This is a genomic window from Mycobacteroides sp. CBMA 271, from assembly GCF_009729205.1.
In the GTDB taxonomy this organism is placed as follows: Bacteria; Actinomycetota; Actinomycetes; order Mycobacteriales; family Mycobacteriaceae; genus Mycobacterium.
This window is the reverse complement of sequence record NZ_VTHB01000001.1, coordinates 268,212-279,104: the sequence shown is the minus strand read 5'-3', so window position 1 is coordinate 279,104 and position 10,893 is coordinate 268,212. Positions and strand designations below refer to the sequence as shown.

General features: G+C 65.8%; 10 protein-coding genes. 7 read left to right on the top strand and 3 right to left on the bottom strand.

What is annotated here, in order from left to right; all coding sequences use genetic code 11:
• Positions 1–8: 8 nt before the first annotated feature.
• From FZI91_RS01330 to FZI91_RS01320, 3 genes are all read right to left on the bottom strand, one after another.
• Positions 9–1,253: a glycosyltransferase family 4 protein gene (locus FZI91_RS01330; protein ID WP_155937676.1), complete on the bottom strand. Its 1,245-nt coding sequence runs from the start codon at positions 1,251–1,253 to the stop codon at positions 9–11.
• Between the two features lie 97 nt (positions 1,254–1,350).
• Positions 1,351–2,874 carry a glycoside hydrolase family 57 protein gene (locus FZI91_RS01325; protein WP_155937675.1) on the bottom strand — a complete coding sequence of 508 codons (1,524 nt, stop codon included), beginning with the start codon at positions 2,872–2,874 and terminating at the stop codon, positions 1,351–1,353.
• Positions 2,875–2,906: 32 nt separating this feature from the next.
• On the bottom strand, positions 2,907–3,728 hold the full coding sequence (locus tag FZI91_RS01320) for a bifunctional 2-polyprenyl-6-hydroxyphenol methylase/3-demethylubiquinol 3-O-methyltransferase UbiG (protein WP_155936911.1): 822 nt from the start codon (positions 3,726–3,728) through the stop codon (positions 2,907–2,909).
• A gap of 251 nt (positions 3,729–3,979) precedes the next feature.
• Here FZI91_RS01320 and FZI91_RS01315 point away from each other — a divergent pair, with 251 nt between their 5' ends.
• The 7 genes from FZI91_RS01315 (at position 3,980) to mnmA (ending at position 10,882) form a co-directional block, all read left to right on the top strand.
• Positions 3,980–4,771, top strand: a complete 792-nt coding sequence (locus FZI91_RS01315) for an electron transfer flavoprotein subunit beta/FixA family protein (RefSeq protein WP_155936910.1) — start codon at positions 3,980–3,982, stop codon at positions 4,769–4,771.
• A gap of 33 nt (positions 4,772–4,804) precedes the next feature.
• Positions 4,805–5,761 carry an electron transfer flavoprotein subunit alpha/FixB family protein gene (locus FZI91_RS01310; RefSeq protein ID WP_155936909.1) on the top strand — a complete coding sequence of 319 codons (957 nt, stop codon included), beginning with the start codon at positions 4,805–4,807 and terminating at the stop codon, positions 5,759–5,761.
• Positions 5,762–5,842: 81 nt separating this feature from the next.
• Positions 5,843–6,520: a hypothetical protein gene (locus FZI91_RS01305; RefSeq protein ID WP_162526601.1), complete on the top strand. Its 678-nt coding sequence runs from the start codon at positions 5,843–5,845 to the stop codon at positions 6,518–6,520.
• A 301-nt stretch (positions 6,521–6,821) separates the two neighbouring features.
• The gene (locus FZI91_RS01300) at positions 6,822–7,676 is read left to right on the top strand and encodes a GNAT family N-acetyltransferase (protein ID WP_155936907.1); all 855 of its coding nucleotides are present in this window, start codon (positions 6,822–6,824) and stop codon (positions 7,674–7,676) included.
• 2 nt (positions 7,677–7,678) lie between these two features.
• Entirely contained in the window at positions 7,679–8,533 is an 855-nt protein-coding gene (locus tag FZI91_RS01295) for a 1-acyl-sn-glycerol-3-phosphate acyltransferase (RefSeq protein ID WP_155936906.1), read from the top strand.
• Positions 8,534–8,627: 94 nt separating this feature from the next.
• Positions 8,628–9,818 carry a cysteine desulfurase family protein gene (locus FZI91_RS01290; protein ID WP_155936905.1) on the top strand — a complete coding sequence of 397 codons (1,191 nt, stop codon included), beginning with the start codon at positions 8,628–8,630 and terminating at the stop codon, positions 9,816–9,818.
• A complete protein-coding gene (mnmA, locus tag FZI91_RS01285) occupies positions 9,815–10,882 on the top strand; it encodes a tRNA 2-thiouridine(34) synthase MnmA (RefSeq protein ID WP_155936904.1) in 1,068 nt (355 codons plus the stop codon). Before FZI91_RS01290 ends, mnmA begins: the two co-directional genes overlap by 4 nt.
• The last annotated feature ends 11 nt before the right edge of the window (positions 10,883–10,893 follow it).

Sequence of the window (10,893 nt, the reverse complement as noted above, 5' to 3'; positions counted from 1 at the left end):
CGGCCTCTCTACCGATCCGGCAGCGGACGTTCGACGATGACGCTGCGGCCCAAGGGTTCCCGTTCGCGGCGCTTCGCCGCGAGGTACACCTGCGCTGTTTCGTCGGCAACGGTGGCCCAATCGAAGTCCGAGGTGAGTCGCGCGCGGGCCGCTACGGCGCGCTCGGCGGCGGCCTGCGGGTCGTCGAGAGTGCGCTTGACCGCATCCGCGATACCCGCGACATCGCGTGGGTCGAAGGACAATCCGGTCTCGCCATCGATGACGGCCTCGCCCAGTCCGCCCACGGTGGATGTCACCAGGGGAGTGCCCGCGGCCGCGGCTTCCAGCGCCACGATCCCGAACGGCTCATAGTGACTGGGTAGCAAGATGGCGTTGGCATGATGTAGCCAGTGGAGCAATTCCTCGTGGTCCAGGTTGCCCAGGAATTGGACGGACTTGACGACCTTATGCTTACGCGCCTGTTCGAGGAGCCAATCCTGTTGTGTTCCATCACCGGCGACCGCCAGCACGGTGCCGGGGTGAGCGCGGCGGATCTTGGGCAGTGCCGCGATGGCGTCGTGGATACCCTTCTCGTATTCGAGCCGTCCCACGAAGAGCAGGACGGGTGGGGACCCATCGGGGGTCTGCCTTGGTGCGAATACCCAACGGGTGACGTCGATTCCGTTGCGGATGACGTGAATCTGCGGCAGTTCGGAACCGAACAGCTCCGACACTTCATCGAGCATGGAGGCCGAGCAGGTGATCAACGAGTCCGACTCGCGGGCCAGCCACCACTCCACCGAGTGCACCTGGCGGCTGATGCGGCCTGATACCCAGCCGCTGTGCCGGCCTGCCTCGGTGGCGTGCAATGTCGAAACCAGCGGTACGTCGAAGTGCTCGGCCAATGTGATCGCCGGATGTGCCACCAGCCAGTCGTGGGCGTGGACCACGTCGGGGCGCCAATCGCCGGATCCCTTGAGGCCCAAGGCCAATCCGGCGCGTACCATCGCATGGCCCATGGCCAGTGTCCACGCCATCATGTCGGTGCCGAAGTCGAAGTCGTGCGGATCCTCGGCGGCGGCAACCACGCGGACGCCTTCGGAAATCTCGTCGGAGGTGGGGTGGCTCGCCGGGTCGGTACCGGACGGGCGCCGCGTGAGCACCACGACGTCGTGCCCAGCCGCCGCCAGCTCGGTGGACAGATGATGCACATGCCGACCGAGCCCGCCGATCACCACCGGTGGGTACTCCCACGAGACCATCAGAATTCTCATCGGGTCGTCATCTCCTTGGCCGACACGCTGTGTCGTGGTGAGTTCGTATCGCACAAGTTTGCCGTCGGGCGGCGTGTCGGCGATGAAGGCATGTTCCTCATCGCGGAAGCCTCCTGGCATCCAGTGCGCCGAACAGTCCATCCGCGCGATTCCAACCGTCCGCCAACCGTACTGCCGCGTCGTCGCGCCCGCTGGCCAGCGCTGCGGCGATCTCTCGGGTGGCGTGGGCATGCAGATGCGCGCGGTAGCGTGCATAGTCGGCAGCCGAATCCTTGCTGACCATGAACGGCCAGTCACTCGACACGGTCAACAGTGCCTCGCGCAGGATCTGATCGGCCACCCGATTGCGGGTGTGCGGCGCGGGCTGTTCATCCAGCGCCTTGTCTACGGCGGTCAGTGCCGTGTCGACCACCTCGTTGTTCAGCTGGACGAGGTCGGCAACTTTCTCGCCGTTCCAGACATGCCAATCCTTGCCCGAACCCCATGAGCTGGCGGGTAGGTCGAAGGGCTTGCCCACAAAACCCTGTTCGCGGGCCTGCTCCAGGGTGCCCACCTGGATGCCGGCCTCGGGCAACGCGCGCAGTACGCGTTCAAGCCACGTGGGCCCCTCGTACCACCAGTGCCCGAATAGCTCGGTATCGAATGCGGCGATGACATGCGCGGGGCGCCCTATGCGATCGGACTCGGCGATGAGGCGCTGGCGGACGGTATCCACGAAATCGCGGACGTGGACGTCGATGGCCGCATCGGCACGCTCGGGTTCGTACGGCGCCTTGGCTTCTGACGACACGTTGCGCCCGGTGACACGGGCCGGCTTGAGGCCGGTGTCGTGGTCGTAGGTGTGGAAGTCGCGGTATGCGGCATGGCCCGGATATCCCGACTTCGGCGACCACACGCGATAACTCACCGACAGGTCGCGGCCGAACGCGACCACATCGGTGTCGCCCACCGGGCGGCCCAGAGACGTGTCGCCCTGCAGTGACGGGCCGTCCACCATGAAGTGATTGACCCCGGCCGCCGCGTAGCCTTCTTCCATGCCTGGGGCATAGGCACATTCGGGTGCCCAGATGCCGGTGGGGGCATGTCCGAACCGCTGTGCGGCATCGGCCAGTCCCTCACGCAAGGCGAACTCACGCAGGCGGGGGTGTAGCAGCGGCTGGAACGGATGCGCCAGCGGGCCGCCTAGTAGTTCAATGGCTTTCGCGTCGATTAGGCCGCGCAGAGGACCGCTGCCGCCGTGGCGCCAATACGTATCGAATTCGTAGAGGGCAGTGGTGGCAGTGCGATACTCATGAACACCGAAGGCCCGCAACATTTCCGGGCTGGATGCGGTGCCCGGCTCGGCATCAGTACTGCCGATGGTCGAGGCCTCGAAGGCGCGTAGCTGCCAGTTGGCCAGCCAGCTGTGCAGCCCGGTCAGGCAGTGCGGATCGTCCAGCTGTGCAGCCACCACGGGAGTGATGCCCAGGGTGATCAGGTTTTCCCGGCCCTCGGCCGCCAGTGTCCGCAGCACCTTGAACAGTGGCAGATACGCCGCCGACCAGGATTGGTACAGCCATTCTTCGCCGACGGGCCAGCGCCCGTGGTTGGCAAGCCACGGTAGGTGCGTATGCAGCACCATCGTGAAAAGCCCAGGAACAGCACGACTTTCCGTCACGGAATCACCGCAATGGCAACCAGATCCAGACTCTGGTCAATGTCGCGTTCCCCCGCGTCGACGATCTCGAAATCCTCGGTGGTCAACCCCGCGATGTCCGCGAGCAGGTCTTCCGGCCAAGGTGCGTTGGCGACCGCGCGCTCGATCTGAGCGTCGATGATCGAGCCGCCGTACTTGGCGTCGAGCTCCCGCAGCCGCGGCCCATGAAAGACACCGTAAACGCCGTCGACATTGAACCCGTTCTCGACGAGGAGTTCGGTGAGTTCGGCGGCATTCAGCTCGCGGGTGTGGAATGGATTCAGGGGGGTGTCGCGCCCGGGGGAGAAGGTGATCCGGTTCGGCGTGCTGATCAGCAGTGAGCCTCCGGGGCTGAGCACGCGGGCGCACTCGCGAATGAACTGGCCCTGATCCCACAGGTGCTCGATTACCTGGAAGTTCACCACCACGTCCACCGACCCCTCGGTAAGTGGCAGGTCCGCGAGATTGCCGGCACGCATGTCCACCCGCGGATAGCGGGCCTTCACATGGTTGATTGCCGACTCGTCGTAGTCGAGCCCGATGACGTGTTCGGCGACCTCGGCCAGCATGTTCGCGCCGTAGCCCTCGCCACTGCCGGCCTCCAGGACCTTGTGGCCGGCGCAAAGGCCGCGGAGACGCTCGTACACCACCTCGTGCCGGCGGAACCAGTAGTTCTCCTCGGCGATTCCGGGCACGGTCCGCTCCCCGGTTAGCGCCAGGGCGGCGTCCGGGTCTTCGGCCGATGAGTCGCTTGCGCGAAGAGGATCAGCCGGGTGCGGGTCGGTCAGGTGCGAGTTCATCGTTTGGCAGGCTATCGGGTGAACGCCGTGTCTTAATACTGGTGGCCCAGATCACAGACCGGAAACCAGGGGTGAACCGGCTATGGTGAACGGGCGAACTCCGTATGTTACCCGTAAGTAATATCGTTGGCCGGGTTCGTCACGATAAACGTGACTATTGCGTCTGGCCGCGACGTACACCGCGTGGGTGCGGACAGAAGCGTCAAGCTAGCAGTTAATAGACAGCGAAGAGGAAGGACGATCGGAGACTCATGACGAATATCGCGGTCCTGATCAAGCAGGTCCCAGACACCTGGTCAGAGCGCAAGCTCACCGACGGTGACTTCACGCTCGACCGGGAGGCCGCCGATGCGGTGCTCGACGAGATCAACGAGCGTGCCGTCGAGGAAGCGCTGCTCATCAAGGAGCGTGAGGGTGGCGACTCTGTCGTGACCGTCGTGACGGCCGGCCCAGAGAAGGCCGCCGAGGCCATCCGCAAGGCGCTGTCCATGGGTGCCGACAAGGCAGTGCACCTGCTGGACCCGAATCTGCACGGATCCGACGCCATCCAGACCGGTTGGGCACTGGCCCGCGCGCTGGGACAGGTTGAGGGTGTCGAACTGGTCATCGCCGGTAACGAGGCCACCGACGGTCGTTCGGGTGCCATCCCCGCGATCATCGCCGAGTACCTGGGCCTGCCGCAGCTGACGCATCTGCGCAAGCTGACCGTCGAGGGCGGCGTTGTCAAGGGCGAGCGCGAGACCGACGAGGGCGTGTTCGAGGTCGAGGCCACCCTGCCGGCCATCGTCAGCGTCACCGAGAAGATCAACGAGCCCCGATTCCCCTCCTTCAAGGGCATCATGGCCGCCAAGAAGAAGGAAGTCGCCGTGCTGACCCTCGCCGAGATCGGCGTGGACGCTGAAGAGGTGGGTGTCGCGAACGCTGGTTCGACCGTCCTGTCCTCGACCCCCAAGGCTGCTAAGACCGCGGGCGAGAAGATCACCGACGAGGGCGAGGCCGGCACCAAGGTCGCCGAGTTCCTGGTTGGCCAAAAAATCATCTAAGACCCTTTAATACAGAAACGAGAAAGCAAAGTTATGGCTGAAGTACTTGTGCTCGTTGAGCATTCAGAGGGTGCGCTGAAGAAGGTGAGCGCCGAGCTCATCACCGCCGCCCGTGTCCTGGGTGAGCCCTCGGCCGTGGTGGCCGGCCCGGCCGGTACCGCTGCGCCGCTGATCGACGGTCTCAAAGAGGCCGGCGCCTCCAAGATCTACGTCGCCGAGTCCGATGTCGTCGATAGCTACTTAGTCACCCCCAAGGTCGACATCCTGGCTGCGTTGACTGAGACCGCCAGCCCCGCCGGCATCCTGATTGCCGCGACCACCGAGGGCAAGGAGGTGGCCGGACGCTTGGCCGCGCGCCTGGGCTCAGGTCTGCTGACCGATGTGGTCGAGGTACGTGAGGGTGGCAAGGGTCTGCATTCAATCTTCGGTGGCGCGTTCAGCGTCGAGGCCCAGGCCAACGGCGATGCCCCGGTCATCACCGTTCGGCCGGGTGCCGTAGAGGCCGCCCCCGCCGCGGGTGCGGGCGAGCAGGTCGCCGTCGAGGTGCCCGCTCCTGCCGAGAACGCCACCAAGGTCACCTCGCGCCAGCCGATCGTCGGAGGTGACCGTCCGGAACTGACCGAGGCCAACATCGTCGTGTCCGGCGGTCGCGGTGTCGGTAGTGCCGAGAAGTTCAGCGTTGTCGAGGAGCTCGCCGATTCGCTCGGTGCCGCCGTCGGTGCCTCGCGTGCCGCGGTCGACTCGGGTTACTACCCGGGTCAGTTCCAGGTGGGCCAGACGGGTAAGACCGTGTCGCCGCAGCTGTACGTTGCCCTGGGCATCTCCGGTGCCATCCAGCACCGGGCCGGCATGCAGACCTCGAAGACCATCGTTGCGGTCAACAAGGACGAGGAAGCCCCCATTTTCGAGATCGCCGACTTCGGCGTCGTGGGCGACCTGTTCAATGTCGCACCGCAGCTCACCGAGGCCGTGAAGGCTCGCAAGGGCTAAGACTCCATGCAAACCTGGGGTGGTTCGCCTGAGGGCTATCCCGCACCGCAGGACTATCCAGCGCCTCGACCACCGAGTCGAGTGCCCTGGATAGTCCTTTCGGTGTTTATGGGGCTGCTCATCGTCGGGTTGGTGGCGACCGTCATCATCGTCGGATCCAGTCGCAGCATCACCGGCATGCCCGTCATGCCGTCGGGCGAGACCCCGAGGACGTCGAGCCAGACGTCAGCGACCACACCGACGACGCCGGTCGTCCGACCTCCCAACGGGGCTCAGGGGCCGCTCGGCGGACCCACCTTTGGACCGGGCGATAAGGCTCGACAGATCTCGATGCCCAAATACGTTCCGTTCGCCTTCACCGTGCCCGCGCAGTGGGACTGCGTACACGCCGAAGACCAGCCGCTGGATTCACGGGTCATCTGCGCGGACAGCGCCGACAAGAACGGTCCCGCTGGCTCGTTCGGCACGAGCAGGTGTTCCGATGGGTGTGCGCAGCCTGCGCAGGATGCGGTGCGGTCAAAACTGCCGGTCGACGCAAAGTTCTGGAGACCCGTCGACGACGTCACGTTCTACGCTCGGGTCACCGGCACCCTCGGCAACGGGCAGCGAGTGGTCCGTATCGCGATGACGTGCGCCTTCGCCTCCGTGCCCGGCGGCGGACGCGACACATTGGCGGTGGCGATGATCACCGGTCCACCCGAGATGGGGGACACGCTGCAGAAGGTCGCGAACGACGTGCGATCGCGCGTGCCCGCCTAGTGCCGGTTGCGCAGGTGCCATTCGACGGTGTGCCGATGAACAACTGGGCTGCGATCTCCCGATTGGGTCACCATGATGTGCAGGCCGGCGAGCCGATGCTGACGTGGTTGACGGGAGCGAGCTTGCACAGCGGGCCAGCCAGCGGGTGCACGCGTAGCTTGCGTTAGCGCTGCGTTTGCTTTTCTGATCCCGTTCCGCAAGCACGTATTTGGCGTACTGAACGCCGTAATTAACGGATCGTGCATGGACACGACACGCTTCCGATGCCGTTCCGCCGCATAACTCCGCGAATCTCGCAGTCATGAGTACCGCATCAGTTCTCATCGCCGCAGATCAATCCACGCCAGAGACAACGGGTGACGTAAGTGCGCCCAGGTACACCCTGTTGCTGTCAAACGATCCCGCCGATATCGATGCCGTGCAGCGGCTTCGATATGACGTGTTCAGCAGCGAGCCGGGATTCCAGCTTGCCAGCACGCCGGCCGCGTTCGAGGGACGCGACGCCGACCGTTTCGACGAGCACTGCGATCACCTGTTGGTGCGCGAGGACACCTCCGGTGATGTGGTGGGCTGCTACCGGATGCTGCCCCCGCCCGGCGCAATTGCTGCCGGAGGGCTTTACAGCGCAACGGAATTCGAGATCAGCGGACTTGATTCGTTGCGTCCTCAGCTGGTGGAGATGGGCCGCGCGGTGGTGCGAAACGATCACCGCAACGGTGCGGTGGTGCTGCTGATGTGGGCAGGAATCCTGGCCTACCTTGACCGCTGCGACTACCAGTACGTCACCGGATGCGTCTCGGTGCCTATGCAGGACAACCCCGAACAGGCCCCGGGCAGCCAGGTGCGTGCGGTGCGCGACTTCGTCATGAAGCGGCACGCCGCGGCCCCGGAGTACACCGTGCGCCCCTACAACCCCGTGTTCGTCGACGGAATGGGGTTGGACGACATCGAGCCGCCCGTAAGGGTGGAGGTGCCCGCTTTGATGCGGGGATACCTGCGACTGGGCGCCAAGATCCTCGGAGAGCCGGCACATGACCCGGATTTCGGTGTCGCCGACTTCATGGCGTTGCTGAGCAAGGACCAGGCAGACGTGCGCTACCTCAAGCGGCTGAGATCCGTCGGGGCGGCAACCAACGCGGTGGCCGGCCAGGAGTAGCGATGGCACCCGAATACGCTCACGCCTGGTTGCCGAAGGCAACCTGTGACGACAGCTGCATGCGGGCCAACCCCATCGACGAGCCCGGCCGGGTGACGCGAACGCTGCGCACCACGGCCCGGATTGTCATGGCGATCACGATGTTGACGCTTGCGCCACTGCTGGGAATACCGCTTCCCGGGCGGGTGCGGTGGCAGCGCGGGTACTGCCGGCTGATGCTGCGCTGCCTCGGCGTGCGGATCTCGGTCTCGGGTGGCCCGATCCGCGATATCCGCGGTTCCTTGGTGGTGGCGGGCCACGTGTCCTGGGTCGACGTCTTCGTGATCGGCGCCGTGCTTCCGGGTTCGTTCGTTGCCCGGGCGGATCTCATCGACTGGCCCGGGCTTGGCGTCATCGCCCGCATGATGCGCGTCATCCCCATCGAGCGCGGGAATCTGCGCACGCTGCCGCGGGTGGTGGACACCGTCGCTTCTCGGCTGGCGGCCGGTCAGACGGTGGTGGCGTTCCCCGAAGGCACCACCTGGTGTGGCCGCGCCTACGGGTCATTTCGTCCCGCGATGTTCCAGGCCGCGATCGATGCCCAGCGCCCGGTCCAACCGTTGCGGCTGACCTACCTGGACCGGAACGGCGCGCTGTCGACCGTTCCGGCCTATGTCGGCGAGGACACCCTGATGGCGTCGATCCGCCGGCTCACTGCCACCAGGATGACCGTCGCACATGTCCAGGTCGCCGGGCTGCAGTTGCCCGGAGAGAGCCGCCGCGAACTGGCCAGTCGCTGCGAGGCTGCTGTGCGGGCCGGTGAGCGCACTCCGCACCTACACAGCCACCCTGAGCGCCCGGAACCCATCGCTGCTTAGCAAACTTTGTGGTTCGGTGCATTGGCGAAGGACAGCGCGCGGTGTCCCCCCTAAATTGCACCGAAATCGCATCAGAGGGCATGCTAGATGCGATATGACCCGACCGGTCTACCTGGACCACGCCGCCACCACCCCGATGCGCCCCGCTGCCATCGAGGCGATGGCCGCCACCATGGCACTGACCGGTAACGCCGCCTCGCTGCACGGGTCAGGGCGGGACGCGCGGCGGCGGGTGGAGGAATCGCGCGAGTCCATCGCCGCGGCCCTGGGCGCCCGGCCCTCGGAGGTGATCTTCACCGCCGGCGGCACCGAGAGCGATAACCTCGCCATCAAGGGCATCTACTGGGCACGTCGCGACGCGGACGCACGGCGTAGACGCGTCATCTCCAGTGCCGTCGAACATCACGCCGTGCTTGACGCCGTGCAGTGGCTCGTCGACCACGAGGGGGCCGAGGTGACGTGGCTGCCGGTAGACGACAACGGCACCGTCACGCCCGCGGCACTGCGCGCGGCCCTCACAGAGCATGACGACGTAGCGCTCATCACGGTGATGTGGGCCAACAACGAGGTCGGCACCATTAACCCGATCTGTGAATTGGCCGCCATTGCAGCCGAGTTCGATATTCCCATGCACAGCGATGCCATTGGGGCGGTCGGTCAACTCGAAATCAGTTTTGCCGTCAGTGGAGTCTCCGCGATGAGCGTCGCCGCACACAAGTTCGGTGGCCCCATGGGCGTCGGCGCACTGCTGCTTCGCCGCGAAACCGCTTGTGTCCCACTACTGCACGGTGGTGGACACGAGCGTGATATCCGTTCTGGGACGCCGGATACCGCTGCGATTGTGGCCATGGCGACCGCACTTGCCGGGGCCGTCGCGAATCGGTGCGAGCGTTCCGCCGAGCTGGCGATGCTGCGAGACCTTTTGATTGACCGGGTGCTGTCCGAAATAGAGGGTTCCACTCTCAACGGTGCGCCGGGTAGCGGCAGATTGCCCGGGAACGCGCATTTCACCTTCGCGGGCTGCGAGGGCGACTCGCTGCTGATGTTGTTGGACGCCAACGGTATCGAGTGCTCCACGGGCTCGGCCTGCACGGCGGGCGTCGCGCGGCCTTCGCACGTGCTCATCGAAATGGGCATCGCCCCCGAAGTGGCGCGCGGATCGCTGCGTTTCACCTTCGGTCACACCTCCGTGTCCTCGGATGTGGAGCGTGCGGTCGAGGCCCTGCACGCCGCGGTGCCCCGTGCGCGGGCCGCCGCGCTCGCCAGTGCCGGGAGCCGGTCATGAGAGTGCTTGCCGCCATGAGCGGGGGAGTGGACTCCTCGGTGGCCGCCGCGCGCATGGTGGATGCGGGGCACGACGTGGTCGGTGTACACCTGGCGTTGTCGGCCGCGCCCGGCACGCTGCGCACGGGATCCCGGGGCTGCTGTTCTAAGGAGGATGCCGCCGATGCGCGCCGCGTCGCCGACATGCTCGAAATCCCGTTCTACGTCTGGGATTTCGCCGATCGATTCAAGGAAGAGGTCATCGACGACTTCGTCGAGGCCTACGCCGAGGGGCGCACCCCCAATCCGTGCGTGAAGTGCAACGAGACGATCAAGTTCTCTGCGCTGGCCGACCGCGCTATTGCCCTGGGCTTTGATGCGGTGGCCACCGGCCACTACGCGCGCCTTCAGGGCGGCAGGCTGCGCCGCGCGGTCGACGAGGACAAGGACCAGTCCTACGTGCTCGGAGTGCTGACGTCGGATCAGTTGAGCCGGGCGCTGTTTCCCATCGGAGATAGCCCTAAGCCCGACATTCGGGCCGAGGCCGAGCAGCGCGGTCTGCTCGTTGCGAACAAGCCCGACAGCCATGACATCTGCTTCATCCCCTCGGGAGACACCCAGGCCTTCCTCGGGGCGCGCATCGGGGTGCGTCGCGGGAACGTGGTGGACACCGACGGCAGTGTGCTGGCCACCCATGCGGGTGTGCACGAGTTCACCATCGGCCAGCGCAAGGGGCTCGGACTGGTGGGGCCCGCCGCGGACGGTCGCCCTCGGTACGTCACGTCGATCGATGCCGAGACGGCCACCGTGCGGGTGGGAACCGTTGAGGATCTTGAGGTTTGGGAATTCGGGGGTGAGCCGGTGGTGTGGACCTCCGGTGAGACTCCAATCGGGCCCGTCGAATGTCAGGTTCAGGTGCGCGCCCACGGATCGGTGGTCGACGCGGTGGTGGAGCCCGGGGCCGACCGGATTCAGGTCCGGCTGCGCACCGCCTTGCGCGGTGTGGCCCCCGGGCAGACCGTGGTGCTGTACCGGCCCGATGCCGAGGGCGACGAGGTGCTCGGCAGTGCGATCATCACGCGGTAGTTCTGAACCTT